Below are 16,984 nucleotides of genomic sequence, written 5' to 3'. Positions count from 1 at the left end.
TAAAAATTACATTTCTATTATATTAAAAATAACTATCAATGTAATTGATTTTATTATAAAAATATAGATATATACTTGATTATAAATAATAAAAAAATCATCTCTTTAATAAAGAGAATATAAAAATGGAAAAAAGGGGTTAAGGCTGAATTGCTAAATGAGGAAGGGCAAAATAAATTTTTTATTTTGCCCTTAGATAGGATAGTGATTACCTACTTATTATGTTCTGCACTATGGGTGTAATACCATAGAGTAGAGTTAAAAATAACTGCACCTAATATATTACCAATTGTCACTGGGATTTCATTCCATAGCCACCATTGAGCAACAGTTACTTTTGCACCTGCGAGAATACCTAGTGGAAAAGCAAACATATTTACGACCGCATGTTCAAAACCTAACGCAAAGAAAGTACCAATGGCAATCCACATCATCACTACTTTACCGATCATACTGTGGGATGTTTTCGCCATAATGGGTCCTAAACTCACCAGCCAATTACATAAGATTCCCATTCCAATAGCAGAACACCATCCAATCACTGGACCATAGTTCATATAAGCGGCTTTATGCTCAGCCACTTTGGCAACTGCAGTAAGTAACAGGGGTGGTTCTTCAGATCCAAATTTTGTTAAAGAGCCCCAAACTAGCATAGCAAAAAAGAGACCTCCTAAAACATTGCCTATATAAGTTAATCCCCAGTTGCGAGCTAAACCTCTTAGGCTGACGGTACCTGCATATACCCCAATAGGCATCACTGAAAAACTACCAGTAGCCATTTCAAGACCTAGGGCCGAAAGCATGATATAACCTACTGGAAACATAAATCCAGCAATCGTACTTGGTGCTCCTTGAGCAGTGAGTAAATAGGCAAAACAGGCACCATAGGCTAAAAAGGGCGTACATAAAAATCCACGTATTAGGATATGATGATTTGCAAGCTTATCTTTGACTGCCGCATCGGCTGCTAAATCTCGGCCCATCTGAGCAGGATACACAATATCGTTAATATCTTGATGCGAATGAGAAGCATGGTGGTGTTTGTGTTTATGATGGTCGCTATGATCATCATGATGTCCTTCATGAGAATCTCTGCTTTTTGTAGGGTTATTGCCATGCATATCATCTGTGGTAGTACTCATAATCTTTTAATCTCCTTATTATTTCCTAGTAAACTTATTTTTAATAACTTAAGGTATAAGGTATAGTCCAGAATATAGGAAATTCCAAGAGAGAACAGGTAGAAAAAGTGCTACTAGCAAAGTCTTATCTAAAATCTAGAGATTATTTATAAAAGAGCATAAGAAAAAAAAGGGAGGATAGAAATCTTCTATCCTCCCTTAAATTAAGTTAAAAACTATTTAAATTATTGCATATTAATAATTTCCCCTAATTTTTCTCGCTTTCCTATCTCTTGTACATGTATCCATGCTTTAATGCTAGCAATGACTAAAGGAAAAGCTCCAAAAACAATAAATACCATGTCCCCGGGCAATCTTAGCCATTCTAATAAGCGAGCACCCCCGCTAGCGGTATAATCAAGGCTACGGGCATGCCAATAGCCATTTTCAAGTACATCCCATATTTGTAGTACGCCCCCAGGAAATAAGCTCATCCCAATCATCATAGCAAGCCCTATATTACATCCCCAGAATGAAACCTTAAAATAATTTTCAAGATGATGATCCCAAAAATCATCTTCTACAGTATGGCGGATCGAAAACGTCATTAGGGCAATGGCAAGCATACCAAATACACCCATCATGGCAGGATGACCATGGGTAGGTGTCATAATGGTACCCACTTCATAATAACTTACAATCGGTAAATTAACTAAAAAGCCAAAAACCCCTGCTCCTAAGAAATTCCAAAAACCTACTGCCATCAAAAAATGGAAAGTTCTGATATGGTGAACTGTAGGGGAGGTAAATTCAAATAAGGGCTCAAAGGCATCTTCACGGCGGGTAGTTTTTATAAACTTCCATGCATCTAGCGTAAGCAGAGTTAGAGGCACTACCTCAAGCACAGAGAATAATCCAGAGAGTGCCATATTAAAATGGGTTTGCCCATTAAAGTACCAATGGTGACCTGTACCGATTAATCCACCTAGAAAAAACAAAATAGCATCTAAATAAATAACCCTTAGTGCAGTATTGCGGGTAGTTAAATTAAGTCTATAAAAGATAAAGGCAACAATTGTAGTGGCAAAAAACTCAAAAAACCCTTCTACCCAAAGATGAATAATCCAAAAACGCCAAGTATCTACTACAGTAAAGTGGCTTCTTTCATCATAAAAGAGGGCAGGTACATAAAATACAGGAATCGCAAGAGAGGCAACTAAAAACATCCTTGCCAAAGGGCGAGCATCTGGGTTATCTACATTTTTAGGGCGAGCGATCCAGAAAAGTAACCCAAACCATGCAAATAGCCCAATCACCATTAAATATTGCCAAATTCGTCCTAGCTCCAAGAACTCCCAACCTTGGTTACCAAGTAAGAACCACCAATCGCCTAGTTGATTTTCTATACCTAGCCATTCGCCTAAGAGGCTTCCTCCAATCACAATAGCAAAAGCCACAAATAATATATTAATCATTGTGGCCAATCCTTGAGGCTCACGCATTCTTAAGGTTCTTGCTAAAAAGAGGGCCGCAGCAACAAAAGAGGTTGCAATCCAAAAAATAGCCGTTTGTAAGTGCCAAGTCCGCATTAGATTACTAGGGAAAATACTTTCTAATTGAAATCCGTAGAAATCCCCAGGTTCAGCACGATAGTGTGCAGTGACACCACCTACTAAGGTTTGCATTAAAAATAGTAGTGCCACTACCACAAAAAATTTTATCAATGCTCTTTGACTAGGGCTATCTTGGCTAGGCAAATAAGGAGGGCGTACTGTGGTTTTTAATTCAGTCCACCCTAGTAGATTTTCATATCGACCTGCTGCAAATAGTACGCAACCTGTCCCTATAAGAATTACAATTAAACTCATCGCACTCCATAGTAGTGCTCCAGAAGTGGGAATATTGCCTACACTAGGATCATAGGGAAAATTATTAGTGTAAGAAAAACTCTTACCCGGCCGATTTGTGACTGATGCCCAAGCAGACCAATAAATAAAAGAAGTAAATTGGCGAAGCTCTTCATGATCAGTAATTAAGTTTGGTTTAAGCCCTCCATTATCTTTAGGATCTCTAAAATAATCTGCCCAAAACTCAATCTGTTGACGATATGCTACTATCTCAGCATTAGTTAAGGTAAGTATGTCTTTAGTTGCATCATAAGTGTTGGTTTTCAACACAGTTGCTGCTTCAGTTTGTATACCACTACGCTCAATAGATCCTAATTCATCAAGGGTTTTATCGTAGTGCTCTTTAGCAAGTTCTTCAGCCACTTCTTCCCCAATGCGATGCAATGCAGCCGCAGAATAATCAGGACCAAGATAGCCTCCATGCCCCCAAATGCTCCCATTATCCATTAGACCATATTTTAAAAATATTCCTTGACCATCCATTACATCATCAGCAGTAAAAATCACTTCTCCTTGAGAGTTAACTACTTTTCCTGGGATAGGCGGAGCATTACGATAGGCTAATCCAGTAATGATAAATAGCATAGTAAAACCAAAAATAACTATAATTAGTAAACTACGCATCCACCATGGAGATAAAGATGCACTTCCTGTATTTATCGTGCTCATTTTCTTTTATTTACTCCTGCTTTAAAAATAAGTTAATAATTATAGAGCTGAATATTTCAACGTAAAAAACTAAATATTAAATAATTATATACAAAAGATATATTATAAATACATTTTTAAAAATGTACTAGCCTAAATAAAGCTAAATAGATAGGTAGTAGCACTCTGAATTTTTTACCAAAATTATCCCAATTTTTCCATTACCAATCATATCTAAGCTATACTGGGCGCATACTCAAAATAATAAAGGTTTTTAATTAGCTCATATTTTTTCAAAAATGATTGATCCTAAACTACTTAGAAATGATTTAAAAAATACTGCTAATCAGCTCCTGAAACGTAATTTTGTTTTAGACACTACTACCTTTTCTACACTAGAGGCTAAACGCAAAGATATCCAAGCACATACTCAGAAACTACAAGCAGAACGCAATCAGAGATCCAAAGAAATTGGCTTAGCAAAAGGTCAAGGTCAAGATATTGCTCCACTTCTTACTGAAGTTGCACATTTAGGAGATCAATTGGATCGTACTAAAGCAGAGCTAGAACAGATCCAAGCACAATTAGAAATTGCAGCTGTAGGTATTCCAAATATTCCAGATTCAAGTGTCCCTGAAGGGATAGATGATCAAGACAATATAGAAGTAAGATGTTGGGGTATTCCACCCACTTTCCATTTCCCCCCTAAAGATCATGTAGATTTAGGTGAGCATTTAGGTATGGATTTTGAAACTGCAGCGAAAATTAGTGGTGCTCGGTTTTCTACTCTAGTAGGGCCCTTAGCCCTTTTGCATCGGGCCTTAATTCAAATGATGCTTGATGTACATACTCATGAGCATAATTATTGTGAAGTCTATATTCCTTATATGGTAAATCAAGATTCACTGCGGGGTACTGGGCAACTACCTAAATTTGAAGAAGACTTATTTAAAATTGAAGGAAGTAAATATTACTTAATTCCTACTGCTGAAGTTCCCATAACCAATCTTGTACGTAATGAAATTATTCCAGCAGAAAAACTACCTTTAAAGTATGTAGCCCATACCCCATGTTTTCGCAGTGAAGCAGGATCCTATGGGAAAGATACTCGGGGCATGATTCGCCAGCATCAATTTGAAAAAGTTGAACTAGTACAAATTGTACGTCCTGAAGATTCTTGGAGAGCTCATGAGAAACTTACTTCCCATGCTGAAACTATTTTGCAGAGATTAGAATTACCTTATCGGGTTATGAATCTTTGTACTGGAGATCTTGGTTTTGCCAGTAGTAAAACTTATGACCTAGAAGTATGGCTACCCGGGCAACATGCCTATCGAGAAATTTCTTCTTGCAGTAATTTTTTAGACTTTCAAGCACGTAGAATGCAAATTCGCTGGCGAGATCCTGAAATTCAAAAACCTATGTTAGCCCATACCCTTAATGGTTCAGGTCTTGCAGTTGGGCGTACTCTCGTCGCTGTTATGGAAAATTACCAACTTGCCGATGGATCTATTGAGATTCCAAAAGCATTACGTCCTTATATGAAAGGTGTTTCTAAAATTCATCCTTCTTTCTAAAAAATAAATATATGGATATTTCTTAGAAAAAATAGTGATTAGGTAGGATTAGTGACTGAATTATCTACTATACAATACATTGCAATTTGGGTATTACCAGTGCTTTTTGCAGTGACCGTTCATGAAGTAGCCCATGGCTGGGTAGCACTTCAGCTCGGAGATTATACCGCTAAAACAATGGGGCGCTTAACCTTAAATCCTTTACGTCATGTAGATCCTATAGGTACGTTAATTGTCCCTGGTATTTTACTTATTTTAGGAGGAATAGTCTTTGGTTGGGCTAAGCCAGTACCTGTGTCGTGGGATAGATTACGCAACCCAAAGCGAGATATGGCGATTGTGGCTATTGCAGGACCTATTGCTAATTTAATTATGGCTATCTCATGGGCGTTAATCGCTCGTCTAGGAATGAGTTTAACCGAAAACCTACCAATACTTGGTATTCCCCTTGCTTATATGGGCACTGCGGGTGTATTTATTAATGCAATTTTAATGATAGTTAATTTAGTTCCGTTACCTCCTTTAGATGGTGGAAGAGTATTGGTAGGATTACTTCCAAACCCACTTGCCTATAAGGTAAGCCGAATTGAGCCCTATGGTATTTTATTACTGCTTATTCTGCTTCTTACAGGAACACTATGGTTTATTCTTTGGCCTATAGTCAGTCAATTTATATCTATATTAATATCTTTAGTTCGCATTCCAGAATGGGAATTTACTAAAGGATTAGCAGCTTTGCTTGGATCGCATTAATTTTAATTTAAAGGAAGTACTTTTGAATCCACTCCAATCTCAACGTGTTCTTTCAGGCATGCGCCCTACAGGTCAGCTACACTTAGGTCATTATCATGGAGTGCTTAGAAATTGGGTTCAATTACAGCATCAATACCATTGTTTCTTCTTTGTTGCCGATTGGCATGCACTTACTACAGAATATGAAAATCCCCAAACAATTGCCCCTAATATTTGGGATATGGTAATCGATTGGCTTGCTGTGGGCATTGATCCTGAAATAGCAACTTTATTTATTCAATCAAGGGTACCGGAACATGCAGAGTTACACTTACTTCTCTCCATGATTACTCCTTTAAGCTGGCTAGAGCGTGTACCCACTTATAAGGATCAGCAGCAAAAATTAAAAGATAAGGATTTATCCACCTATGGGTTTCTAGGTTATCCTCTGTTACAAAGTGCAGATATTTTAATTTATAAGGCAACTCAAGTACCGGTAGGAGAAGATCAAGTACCTCATGTAGAAATTACTCGAGAAGTTGCTCGCCACTTTAATCATCTTTATGGTTATGAATCTAACTATGAATCACTTATAGATTTAGCCATTAAAAAAATGGATAAAAAAAGTGCAAAAACTTATCAGCAACTACGAAATAAATTTCAAGAACAAGGGGATAGTGCTGCATTAGTGGAGGCAAAATCTTTAGTAGAAATACAGCAAAATCTTGCTATTCAGGATCAGGAGCGATTAATAAACTATCTAGAGGGTACTGGCAAAACCATTCTCCCTGAACCTCAAGCACTACTCACGCCTGCTGCTCGTATGCCTGGGTTAGATGGACAAAAAATGTCTAAATCTTATGGTAATACTATTACCCTACGAGATTCATCGGATCAAATTTCAAAAAAAATAAAAACTATGCCTACAGATCCTGCCCGGGTACGGCGAACTGATCCTGGTAATCCAGATAAATGCCCTGTATGGCAATTTCATCTTCTATACTCCAATGATGAAATTAAGCAGTGGGTACAAACTGGCTGTAGATCTGCCAATATCGGCTGTATCGACTGTAAGCAGCCTGTAATTGAAGCAATGCAAGCTGAATTGCAACCTATTCGAGAGCGAGGAGAGGAATATGCTCATAAGAATATAGTTCATGAAATTATTCATGAGGGAAGTATTAAAGCTCAAAAGATTGCGCATCAAACCATAATAGAAGTCCGAGAGGCAATGGGATTAAATAATTAGAGCTTGCTATGTAGATAAAGAATAATATTTATTCTATTACTACGCTATAAAAGAGATGCATGATCTCGAGATTTATCAGATTTCTACAAATACACAAGCATTTGCGATTATTCAGGGATGTCCTGTTACAGAGCTTCCCAAAGATCTCTATATTCCCCCTGACGCATTAGAGATATTTCTTGAAAGTTTTGAAGGACCTTTAGATCTATTACTTTACTTAATAAAAAAGCAAAACCTAAATATCTTAGATATTCCTATTGCTAATATTACGCATCAATATGTGGAATACATAAAAGTTCTTCAGGGATTACGTTTAGAGCTTGCCGCAGAGTATTTAGTCATGTCTGCTTGGCTTGCGGAGATAAAATCCCAAATGCTACTCCCTCAACCAAAAAAAGATACAGAAGAGGAGATAGATCCTCGAGCAGAATTAGTACGTAGACTCCAAGAGTATGAACGATATAAACAAGCAGCTGAAGATTTAGATTCCTTACCTAGATTGGGGCGAGATTTATTTGAAACTACCGTATACTTTTCTCCAAAATATATTCCTAAACCTGAAGTAGAGCTTGCACTAGATGATCTGCTTGCTGCTTTTAAAGAAATGCTTACACGAATGGAAAAGTTTACTCACCACCATATTACTCAAGAATCCTTATCAGTAAGGACACGGATGGTAGAAATTCTTGATAGAGTAACTCCCAATTCTTTCTGTACATTTACAGATTTATTCCATTTAAATGAAGGGCGCTTAGGAATCGTAGTGACTTTTCTTGCTATTTTGGAACTCATTAAAGAATCTTTAATTGAAGTAACACAGACTGAAATTTATAGCGTAATCCATGTAAGAGCTATTGCTGCATAATAGTGGTTATGGATAGAAGTTTTTTAAAAAAAATCATTGAGGCAGCCTTACTGGCTGCAAATAAGCCGCTATCTATCTCTCAAATACATAGTTTATTTAATGAAGATATTTGCCCTAGTTTTGAGGAAATTCAAAGTATAATTCAAGAGCTAGTTATAGATTGGGAGACTCGATCCGTTGAATTAAAAGAAACAAGTAGTGGGTATCACTTCCAAGTACGGCAAGAATTTGCTTCATGGATAGCTCGTCTTTGGGAGGAAAAACCTCCTCGCTACTCCCGAGCATTTTTAGAAACTCTTGCTCTCATTGCCTATCGCCAGCCTGTTACTCGAGGAGAAATAGAGCAGATTCGAGGAGTCGTAACCAGTAGTGGAATCATAAAAACTTTACAAGAACAAGAGTGGATTAAAATCCTAGGTCATAAAGAAATTCCAGGTAGACCTGCTTTATATGGCACTACCTCTAAGTTTTTAGATCAATTAAATCTTAAAAATTTAGATGAACTTCCTCCCTTAAAAGAAGTAATAGATTTTAATGAAAGTAAGACAGAACAAAAATTATAAAACCCACAATCCTTTTTTCAAAAAAAAGGAAGAGGACACTAAAGCTGGATCTAAGAGTAAGAAAACGCAAGATTCCCCAGAAATGGAGCGGCTTCAAAAAGTGCTTGCTCGAGGCGGAATAGCTTCTCGCCGTAGAATTGAATCATGGATTGAAATGGGTAGGATTCGTATAAATGGCACGGTTGCTAAGTTGGGAGATAGAGTCTCAAAAAACGACTCAATTACCTTAGATGGAGAGAAAATATCTTCTAAGCAATTAAGCCCATTTAAAGATATGCAGGTTATTCTTTATCATAAACCTCCTGGAGAAGTGTGCACTCGAAGAGATGAAAAAGAACGCCCTACGGTTTTTAGAGCATTACCACGACCTAAGCAAGGACGCTGGATTAATGTAGGACGTTTAGATTTAAATACTTCAGGATTACTGCTATTTACTAACGATGGGGAATTAGCCCATCAACTCATGCATCCTAGTATGGCAATAGAGCGAGAGTACGCAGTTCGTATTTTAGGAAATGTGACCGAATCAGCACTGCAAAACATGCTTAAAGGTGTTCAGCTGGAAGATGGCTTTGCGCAATTTAATAACATTTTAGACTCGGGTGGGACAGGTGCTAATCACTGGTACCATGTTACTCTTCAGGAAGGAAGAAATAGAGAAGTGCGTCGTATCTGGGAATCTCAACAAGTGCAAGTTAGCCGCCTCATTCGGATTCGATTTGGATCAATTAAACTACCGCCCAGACTTAAAGTAGGTCATTGGCAATTGCTTACTTCTTCAGAGATTCAACTTTTATTAGAGATGGTTAAAGAAAAATCAATTAACACTTTGGCACCAACCCCCACCTCGCCCGCTTTGAAGTAAGCCAAGCAAGCCATAGTTTATGCAAAGGAGTTAAGGAAGTTTTTTTTTCTAATAATAAGTAGCCATCTTCTTTAATAGCATTTAGAGTAGCTAAACTTAGACTTATTTGGATAAGTCCTATTTGTTGAGAAATATAATCACCCTTGTTTAGGTAAGATAGAGAGTCTTTGAAATACTGGTGGATTAAATTTATTTGATAAGTAAAAAGATTTACTTGCCCTGTAGGATTATATCCATTAAAAATATCCTTAGTGGATACTTTGAAAGACATCAATTGATCTTGTGGGATATGAAGAAAACCCTTATCAGCATACTGCCTAGTATTACGCAATAGATAGTATAAGTGTAATGCAACACCTAGAGTATTTGCATATTTTTGAGTTTCTGTATGAGTGTAACCACAGATTTGAGCTATTAGCATACTGATACTGCCAGAGATGCCTTCGCAGTAATAAATAAGAGCCTTAAGTGTTGGGTAGAGAGACTGTACTAAATATAAATCCCTAGTAGCCGCCTCGATTACGCTAAGAAATAAGGGTTGGGATAATTGATATTGTCTAGTAGCGGTTACTAAAGATTGAGTAATAGGATGTCTAGGATTTCCTAAAAATAATCGATCTATTTCTTCTCGCCACCATTGGAGCTTTGTATGTGCTACTGAGATTTCTGAGCACTCTAAGGAGATATTAATAATTTCTCTTTGATAGGCATAGAGTGCCGTAGCTGCTTCTTGTCTTTCCTTAGATAGGAATAAAAGGCTATAGTATAAATCAGTTCCGGGCCTAGCTACTCTCGCTAGGTAATCTACTTCTAGATTCACCTCAATCTATTCTAAGAGAAATCAAATTTGTAACCGCTGGACAGCTCGTCCATGAATAAGATGTTCATTGATAATTTCATCTATATCCTGTCGGTTATTATAAGTGTACCAAACCCCCTCTGGATATACCACAATAATAGGGCCTTCAGCACATCGATTAAGGCAACCAGAAATATTGACCCGAGCTTGTCTTTGTTTTGTTAACCCCAGGCTTTTTACTTGCTCCTTAGCATAATTACGTAAAGCTAAAGAATCATGATTTTGACAACAGGGTCGCCCATTATCCCTTTGATTAGTACAAAAAAATACATGATAGCGATAATAGGGCGTACCCATTAACTAAATCTTATCTAGAGAGGGAGTGGGGCAGCACATGCACAAGTGCTTGTATCATTGAGATTATGGATGATAAATTTAGCCTCTTTTGCATTCTGAATATAATCTATTTCTGCTCCTTGGAGATAGGGGTAATTAGATGGATCAAAAACAAGCTTTACTCCTTTACTCTCTATTTGTATATCTTCCTGATGGAGGCGATCATCTAGGGTAAAGCTATATTTTAAATCTGAACAGCCATGGCTAATAATTGATACTCGAAGCATTAAATTTTGGTTATTTTTTTCTGCCATCAGAATTTTCATTTTATCAATCAGCGCACTAGAGAACTTTATATTCGAAATTGTATGTAAGCTCATAATTTTTAATTACTTAATAATCCTACTAAATAAAGAATTTTCTATTTACGGTATCAAACTGATTCCAGTTAATCCAGTAGTTTCCGGTAAGTTAAACATTAAATTCATATTTTGGACGGCTTGACCTGAAGCACCTTTTACTAAATTGTCGGTCACAGATAGAATTACGATTCTATTATCTTCCTTTGAAGGACGATGTACTGCAATACGGCACATATTGCTACCTCGTACGCTGCGAGTCTCCGGGTGGCTGTTAGGAGGTAGTATATCTACAAAAGGGCTATTTGTATAACGCAACTCAAAAAGAGCCTGTATATCTGCTTCTTCTTTAAGCTGAGCATACAGCGTAGCATGAATACCTCTAATCATGGGCACTAAGTGAGGCACAAAAGTCAGATTAATCTCAGTATCGCAGACTTGAGAAAGTCCTTGAACAATTTCTGGATGGTGCCGATGGCCTGTTACGCTATAGGCTTTAAAATTTTCGCTGGCTTCACAAAGAGAGGTTCCTATCGCAGCTTTACGTCCTGCACCACTGACTCCGGATTTAGCATCAGCAATCAGTGTAGTTGGTTCAATAATATTTTCTTCTAATAGGGGAAGAAACCCAAGTTGGACGGTGGTAGGATAACAACCAGGGCAGGCAACTAATCGTGCTTTAGATATTTTATTTTTATTAATTTCAGGCAATCCGTATACTGCCTCTGGTAATAGATCTGGGGCAGTATGAGGTTGACCGTACCAACGCTCCCATAAGATAGGATCAGAGAGACGAAAATCGGCAGAAAGATCAATAACTCGGGTACCATAGGATAATAATTCTGCAACAGTATCCATAGCTACGCCATGGGGCGTTGCAAAAAATACTACTTCGCATTGATCAGCTAATAATTTAGGAGTTAGATGAGTAAAAGATAACTCTAGATGACCACGCAAGTTTGGGAAGAGATCGCTTACCTTAGTGTCAGTCTGGCTACGGGAGGTAATAGCAGTAATCTCTACTTGAGGATGAAAAGCAAGAATACGCAATAGCTCGATACCGGTATATCCAGTTCCACCAACAATTCCTACTTTAATCATAAAATTATATTTCGCAATCCTCTTACATAGTAATAAATGTTTTACTTCTATTTCTAAAATAATACCTAATGGCGGAAATGACGAATTCCAGTAAATATCATCGCTATATCATGCTCATTAGCTGATGCAATAACTTCATCGTCTCGCTTAGAGCCACCGGGTTGAATTACAGCACGAATACCTAATTCTGCAGCTGCATCTAGTCCATCTCGAAACGGGAAAAAAGCATCCGATGCTAATACAGATCCTGCAATGGTGAAACCTGATTCTTTTGCTTTAAGCCCTGCAATCTGACTGCTCATCACTCGGCTAGTTTGTCCTGCACCTATACCGACTGTTTGGCCCTCTTTAGCATAGACAATAGCATTGGATTTAACAAATTTCACTACTTTCCAAGCAAATAATAAATCTTTAACCTCATTAGGAGTAGGTGCACGATTTGTAACCGTATTACAATTTTCTAAATAAATTAAAGCTGTATCCTGATCTTGGATAAGTAGGCCACCCATGACTCGCTTAAAATCTAAAGTGGTATTTTGATTTAACCAATTTCCGCTTGCCAATACCCGTATATTAGGTTTAGTTGCTAATATTTTTTGAGCTTTTTCTTCAATAGCTGGAGCAATAATTACTTCAACAAATTGCTGCTCTAAAATGGCTTTTGAAGTGTCCTCATCCAGAGGCTGGTTAAATGCAATAATTCCCCCAAAAGCAGAAACGGGATCTGCATGATAAGCTCTTTCATAAGATTCTCTTAAGGAAGATCCAGTCGCTACTCCACACGGGTTAGCATGCTTTACAATGACACAGGTAGGTTGATCGCTAAATGATTTTACACACTCTAAAGCAGTGTCCGTATCTGCAATATTATTAAAGGAAAGCTCTTTTCCTTGTAATTGCTGAGCAGAGGCAATGATTCCTTTTACAGGAAAAGATTCTACATAAAACCCTGCTTGTTGGTGAGGATTTTCTCCATAGCGGAGATTCTGCTTCTTTTTTAATTGAATTGTATAGTGTGATGGAAACTGTACTAGTTCTTCTTCTTTTTTATCTAAAGATCCTAAATAGTTTGAAATAATGGCATCATAATTTGCAGTATGTGTAAAACTCTTTACTGCAAGATTAAACCGAATAGCAGCAGAAACAATATTATTATTTTGATTCATTTCAGTTAATACTCTGTCATAATCTGCTGAATCTGAAATAACAGTCACTGATTCATAATTTTTAGCAGCTGCCCTTAACATGGCTGGACCACCAATATCAATATTTTCAATAATAGTAGTCAGTGTAGCATTGGAATCAGCCGCAACTTGAGTAAAGGGGTATAAATTGACTACTACCAAATCGATAGGCTGAATTTCATGCTGTACCATTACAGTATCATCTAAAGATCTACGACCTAAAATCCCCCCATATATTTTAGGATGTAGTGTTTTTACTCGCCCATCCATAATTTCAGGAAAATGAGTATAGTCTGATATTTCAGTTACTAGAATATCATGTTTTCTAAGTAGTGCAGCTGTTCCTCCAGTGGATAAAATATCAATTCCTTTGTCATGTAGTTGGCGTGCAAATTCAACAACATCTGATTTATCTGAAACACTAATTAGTGCACGCTTAATTGGTAATTCCACTTATTTTTCCTGCTTAGATTTAATATGTTTTAATTACAAACGATATCCTACCAATAAAGCCCAGCCTTCCTTTAGAAAAGGAGGCTCAAATGAAAACCAAGTATTATACGCTTGCATGATAGCTTCTATTTGAGATTGGAGAATGCCAGATAAGATAAGTGTACCATTAGGAAGGGTAAGTTGAGCAAATTTAGGGGCAAGTTCTATGAGAGGGGCAAGCAATATATTCGCTATTAAAAAATCAGCTTTAATTGTTACTAATTTCGAAGGTAATAGAAGTTGTAAGTAAGTATCTACTCCATTGCGAGTAGCATTTTCTCTAGTGGCTAACAATGCTTGTGGATCATGATCTATACCAATTGCAGTAGTTGCTCCTAACTTTAAAGCAGCAATCGCTAAAATCCCTGATCCACAACCATAATCTATTATATTTTTATGGTTAAGTTCAGTCGAAGCTAGCCATTCTAAACAAAGAGCTGTAGTTGGATGAGTTCCTGTACCAAAAGCAAGTCCTGGATCTAGTATGATGTTAATAGCCTCTGGTTCTGGAATAGGCAACCAACTTGGGCAAATCCAAAGCTGTTGCCCAAAACGTAAAGGTTTAAAATTCTCCCTCCATACTTGATCCCAGTCTTGATCCTCTAAAACTTTAGATTGATGTACAGATGAGGGGAAGGAGATAATTTGTTTTAAATGAGTTAATACTAAATTAAGATCAGTACCAATAGGGAATAGAGCGTTAATATAAGTTAGTGTCCATAAAGGTATATCTCCAACTGGAGGCTCAAATATGGGCTGATCTATTGCATCTGTTAAAGTAACTGCCACAGCACCTACCTCACTTAAAGCATCTGCTAATTGTTGTGCCTTATAGGAATCCTCCTTAAATTGAACTTCCAGCCATGGCATAAAAGCATTTATATTCCAAGCATGTTCTCTAGATAATGAATATTAGTGCCACCTGTTTTAAAATTTCCATCTTTTAAAATTTCTTGGTGGAGTGGTGCATTACACTTTATCCCCTCAATAATCAATTCTGTAAAAGCTATTTGCATCCTGCTAATTGCTATTTCTCTTGTTTCACCATAAGCAATTAGCTTACCAATTAATGAGTCATAATATGGAGGGACGGTATAGCCTGTGTATAAGTGAGAATCTACCCTTATCCCGGGCCCACCAGGGGCATGATACATAGTGACTGTGCCTGGGCTTGGAATAAAACTTCTTGGATCTTCCGCATTAATGCGGCATTCGATAGCATGACCATGGATTTTGATATCTTTTTGGGAATAGTGTAACTTCTCTCCTGCTGCTATTCTAAGCTGTTCTCGAACGATATCTACGCCAGTAATCATTTCGGTGATTGGGTGTTCAACCTGAACTCTGGTATTCATCTCTATAAAATAAAACTCTCCATCTTGGTAGAGAAACTCAAAAGTGCCTGCTCCTCGATAACCGATTCTTAGGCAAGCCTCTACACAAATAGCTCCCATTTGCTGCCGTTGTTCTTCAGTAATACCAGGTGCTGGAGCTTCTTCAACAACTTTTTGATGACGGCGTTGCATAGAGCAATCCCTCTCCCCAAGATGAATTGCATTTCCATGGGAGTCAGCTAATACTTGAAATTCCACATGACGTGGGTTTTCTAAATATTTCTCCATATAGACCATGTCATTGCCAAAAGCGGCTCCTGCTTCAGCTTTAGTTAAAGAAATAGCACTGAGTAGATGAGCCTCTGAATGCACAACGCGCATTCCTCGGCCACCACCACCACCAGAGGCCTTAATAATAACTGGGTAGCCAATTTCTCTAGCAAAAGCAAGATTTTCTTTATTATCATCTCTAAGTGGTCCTTCAGATCCAGGTACACAGGGTACTTTCGAAGATTTCATTGCTTTAATTGCAGAAACCTTATCCCCCATGAGGCGGATAGTTTCAGGACGAGGACCAATGAAGATAAAACCGCTTTGCTCAACCCGTTCAGCAAAATCAGCGTTCTCAGAAAGAAATCCATAACCAGGGTGGATAGCAGTAGTATCTGTAATTTCCGCCGCGCTGATAACCGCTGGTATGTTCAGGTAACTTTGAGCAGAAGCCGCAGGTCCAATACATACAGTCTCATCGGCAAGTAATACATGGGTAAGTTCTCGATCTGCTTCAGAGTGAACTGCAACCGTTTTAATGCCTAACTCTCTGCAAGCTCGGAGCACCCGTAACGCAATTTCGCCACGATTAGCAATAACAACCTTATCAATCATTAGGCTACTTTATGATAAATAAAGACTGGCCATACTCGATAGGCTGGCCATTTTCTACAAGGATAGCAACTACTGTACCTGATTTATCTGCTTCGATCTGATTAAACATCTTCATTGCTTCAATAATGCATAATACATCGCCAGATGAAACTTGATAACCTACTTCTACAAAAGGATTTGCTCCAGGGGTTGCAGAGCGATATAGCGTACCTACCATAGGAGATTTAATAATATGTCCTTCAGGTAAACTTTCTTCTTTTTTCTGCTGAGAGTTAGTTTCCTCATTTAACAAAGATGCTTCAAAAGCAGGTGGATGAGTTACTATAGAAGGCACTGCATTGTGTTTACTAATTCGAACAGATTCTTCCCCTTCATGAATTTCTAACTCGCTAATATTAGAAGAGCCAAATAACTCAATTAGCTTTCTCAGCTTCTTTATATCCATAATCTTTTTTTAGTATATAGAGGCATTAGTTTTTAGACTGTGAGGAAATATAGGTTAATGCAGCTTGTAAAGCTAATTCATAACTCATTGCTCCTAAACCACTAATTACTCCTTCTGCGATATCAGAAAAGTAAGAGTGGTGACGAAATTCTTCTCGTTTATAGATATTAGATATATGTACTTCAATAAAAGGTATGGTCGCTGCAAGTAATGCGTCTCGTAGTGCAACACTAGTATGGGTAAATGCAGCAGGATTAATGATAATAAATTTTGTGTTTTTTTTAACTGCATTGTGAATGTGTTCAATCAATTCATGTTCTGCATTAGATTGAAAACACACTATGTCCACGCCTGCTTTAACTGCTTGATGCGCTAAAGAAGCATTAATCGTCTCTAATGTAATTATTCCATAGTGATTAGGCTCTCGAACACCTAACAAATTAAGATTAGGTCCGTGAAGAATAAGTAATTGTGCCATCGATGGTTTAGTATAAAATGATCAAGATATGAGGTAATTTTATA

The 16,984-nt window shown here is 37.6% G+C and carries 17 protein-coding genes; 6 read left to right on the top strand and 11 right to left on the bottom strand.

Annotated elements, in window-relative coordinates; all coding sequences use genetic code 11:
- Window positions 1-212 precede the first annotated feature (212 nt).
- A complete protein-coding gene (locus OOL07_RS08095) occupies window positions 213-1,142 on the bottom strand; it encodes a formate/nitrite transporter family protein (RefSeq protein WP_264696048.1) in 930 nt (309 codons plus the stop codon).
- Between the two features lie 224 nt (window positions 1,143-1,366).
- Complete coding sequence (locus tag OOL07_RS08090; protein WP_264696047.1) at window positions 1,367-3,697, bottom strand: nitric-oxide reductase large subunit; 2,331 nt, start codon at window positions 3,695-3,697, stop codon at window positions 1,367-1,369.
- Between the two features lie 278 nt (window positions 3,698-3,975).
- On the opposite strand from OOL07_RS08090, the gene serS reads away from it, so the two are divergent.
- From serS to rluB, 6 genes are read left to right on the top strand one after another with little or no spacing between them, the layout of a single operon-like run.
- Window positions 3,976-5,253, top strand: a complete 1,278-nt coding sequence (gene serS / locus OOL07_RS08085) for a serine--tRNA ligase (RefSeq protein ID WP_264696046.1) — start codon at window positions 3,976-3,978, stop codon at window positions 5,251-5,253.
- Window positions 5,254-5,304: 51 nt separating this feature from the next.
- Window positions 5,305-6,006: a site-2 protease family protein gene (locus tag OOL07_RS08080; RefSeq protein ID WP_264696043.1), complete on the top strand. Its 702-nt coding sequence runs from the start codon at window positions 5,305-5,307 to the stop codon at window positions 6,004-6,006.
- Between the two features lie 22 nt (window positions 6,007-6,028).
- A complete protein-coding gene (locus OOL07_RS08075; RefSeq protein ID WP_264696042.1) occupies window positions 6,029-7,234 on the top strand; it encodes a tryptophan--tRNA ligase in 1,206 nt (401 codons plus the stop codon).
- 55 nt (window positions 7,235-7,289) lie between these two features.
- Window positions 7,290-8,099: a segregation and condensation protein A gene (locus OOL07_RS08070; RefSeq protein WP_264696041.1), complete on the top strand. Its 810-nt coding sequence runs from the start codon at window positions 7,290-7,292 to the stop codon at window positions 8,097-8,099.
- Window positions 8,100-8,107: 8 nt separating this feature from the next.
- Window positions 8,108-8,662 (top strand): SMC-Scp complex subunit ScpB, encoded by a 555-nt coding sequence (gene scpB / locus OOL07_RS08065; RefSeq protein WP_264696040.1) that lies wholly within the window; start codon window positions 8,108-8,110, stop codon window positions 8,660-8,662.
- Window positions 8,634-9,527 carry a 23S rRNA pseudouridine(2605) synthase RluB gene (gene rluB / locus OOL07_RS08060; RefSeq protein ID WP_264696039.1) on the top strand — a complete coding sequence of 298 codons (894 nt, stop codon included), beginning with the start codon at window positions 8,634-8,636 and terminating at the stop codon, window positions 9,525-9,527. Before scpB ends, rluB begins: the two co-directional genes overlap by 29 nt.
- Here the strand turns inward: rluB and OOL07_RS08055 are convergent.
- The 9 genes from OOL07_RS08055 to aroQ all read right to left on the bottom strand — a co-directional run bounded on the left by OOL07_RS08055 (window position 9,484) and on the right by aroQ (window position 16,940).
- Entirely contained in the window at window positions 9,484-10,347 is an 864-nt protein-coding gene (locus tag OOL07_RS08055; protein ID WP_264696038.1) for a squalene/phytoene synthase family protein, read from the bottom strand. The genes rluB and OOL07_RS08055 overlap by 44 nt on opposite strands.
- A 21-nt stretch (window positions 10,348-10,368) precedes the next feature.
- Window positions 10,369-10,683 carry a (2Fe-2S) ferredoxin domain-containing protein gene (locus OOL07_RS08050; protein ID WP_264696036.1) on the bottom strand — a complete coding sequence of 105 codons (315 nt, stop codon included), beginning with the start codon at window positions 10,681-10,683 and terminating at the stop codon, window positions 10,369-10,371.
- A gap of 14 nt (window positions 10,684-10,697) precedes the next feature.
- On the bottom strand, window positions 10,698-11,042 hold the full coding sequence (locus OOL07_RS08045; protein ID WP_264696035.1) for an iron-sulfur cluster assembly accessory protein: 345 nt from the start codon (window positions 11,040-11,042) through the stop codon (window positions 10,698-10,700).
- A 45-nt stretch (window positions 11,043-11,087) separates the two neighbouring features.
- The gene (gene argC, locus OOL07_RS08040; RefSeq protein WP_264696034.1) at window positions 11,088-12,122 is read right to left on the bottom strand and encodes an N-acetyl-gamma-glutamyl-phosphate reductase; all 1,035 of its coding nucleotides are present in this window, start codon (window positions 12,120-12,122) and stop codon (window positions 11,088-11,090) included.
- Between the two features lie 65 nt (window positions 12,123-12,187).
- Complete coding sequence (gene purH / locus OOL07_RS08035) at window positions 12,188-13,759, bottom strand: bifunctional phosphoribosylaminoimidazolecarboxamide formyltransferase/IMP cyclohydrolase (RefSeq protein ID WP_264696033.1); 1,572 nt, start codon at window positions 13,757-13,759, stop codon at window positions 12,188-12,190.
- Between the two features lie 33 nt (window positions 13,760-13,792).
- Window positions 13,793-14,668 carry a 50S ribosomal protein L11 methyltransferase gene (prmA, locus tag OOL07_RS08030; RefSeq protein ID WP_264696032.1) on the bottom strand — a complete coding sequence of 292 codons (876 nt, stop codon included), beginning with the start codon at window positions 14,666-14,668 and terminating at the stop codon, window positions 13,793-13,795.
- A gap of 8 nt (window positions 14,669-14,676) precedes the next feature.
- Complete coding sequence (gene accC, locus OOL07_RS08025; protein ID WP_264696031.1) at window positions 14,677-16,017, bottom strand: acetyl-CoA carboxylase biotin carboxylase subunit; 1,341 nt, start codon at window positions 16,015-16,017, stop codon at window positions 14,677-14,679.
- 4 nt (window positions 16,018-16,021) lie between these two features.
- Window positions 16,022-16,462: an acetyl-CoA carboxylase biotin carboxyl carrier protein gene (gene accB / locus OOL07_RS08020; protein ID WP_264696029.1), complete on the bottom strand. Its 441-nt coding sequence runs from the start codon at window positions 16,460-16,462 to the stop codon at window positions 16,022-16,024.
- A 25-nt stretch (window positions 16,463-16,487) separates the two neighbouring features.
- Window positions 16,488-16,940 (bottom strand): type II 3-dehydroquinate dehydratase, encoded by a 453-nt coding sequence (gene aroQ, locus OOL07_RS08015; RefSeq protein WP_264696027.1) that lies wholly within the window; start codon window positions 16,938-16,940, stop codon window positions 16,488-16,490.
- Between the last annotated feature and the right edge of the window lie 44 nt (window positions 16,941-16,984).

This window comes from Candidatus Nitrosacidococcus sp. I8 (assembly GCF_945836005.1).
Taxonomy (GTDB): domain Bacteria; phylum Pseudomonadota; class Gammaproteobacteria; order Nitrosococcales; family Nitrosococcaceae; genus Nitrosacidococcus.
Note: the sequence above shows the minus strand (reverse complement) of the source record. Positions and strands in the feature narration are given on the sequence as shown.

Excerpts from the sequence above, each read along its gene's own strand:
- OOL07_RS08095 (WP_264696048.1), bottom strand. The coding sequence starts at position 1,142 with ATGAGTACTACCACAGATGATATGCATGGCAATAACCCTACAAAAAGC.
- OOL07_RS08090 (WP_264696047.1), bottom strand. The coding sequence starts at position 3,697 with ATGAGCACGATAAATACAGGAAGTGCATCTTTATCTCCATGGTGGATG.
- serS (WP_264696046.1), top strand. The coding sequence starts at position 3,976 with ATGATTGATCCTAAACTACTTAGAAATGATTTAAAAAATACTGCTAAT.
- OOL07_RS08070 (WP_264696041.1), top strand. The coding sequence starts at position 7,290 with ATGCATGATCTCGAGATTTATCAGATTTCTACAAATACACAAGCATTT.
- scpB (WP_264696040.1), top strand. The coding sequence starts at position 8,108 with ATGGATAGAAGTTTTTTAAAAAAAATCATTGAGGCAGCCTTACTGGCT.
- rluB (WP_264696039.1), top strand. The coding sequence starts at position 8,634 with ATGAAAGTAAGACAGAACAAAAATTATAAAACCCACAATCCTTTTTTC.
- OOL07_RS08050 (WP_264696036.1), bottom strand. The coding sequence starts at position 10,683 with ATGGGTACGCCCTATTATCGCTATCATGTATTTTTTTGTACTAATCAA.
- OOL07_RS08045 (WP_264696035.1), bottom strand. The coding sequence starts at position 11,042 with ATGAGCTTACATACAATTTCGAATATAAAGTTCTCTAGTGCGCTGATT.
- argC (WP_264696034.1), bottom strand. The coding sequence starts at position 12,122 with ATGATTAAAGTAGGAATTGTTGGTGGAACTGGATATACCGGTATCGAG.
- prmA (WP_264696032.1), bottom strand. The coding sequence starts at position 14,668 with ATGCCATGGCTGGAAGTTCAATTTAAGGAGGATTCCTATAAGGCACAA.
- accC (WP_264696031.1), bottom strand. The coding sequence starts at position 16,017 with ATGATTGATAAGGTTGTTATTGCTAATCGTGGCGAAATTGCGTTACGG.
- accB (WP_264696029.1), bottom strand. The coding sequence starts at position 16,462 with ATGGATATAAAGAAGCTGAGAAAGCTAATTGAGTTATTTGGCTCTTCT.
- aroQ (WP_264696027.1), bottom strand. The coding sequence starts at position 16,940 with ATGGCACAATTACTTATTCTTCACGGACCTAATCTTAATTTGTTAGGT.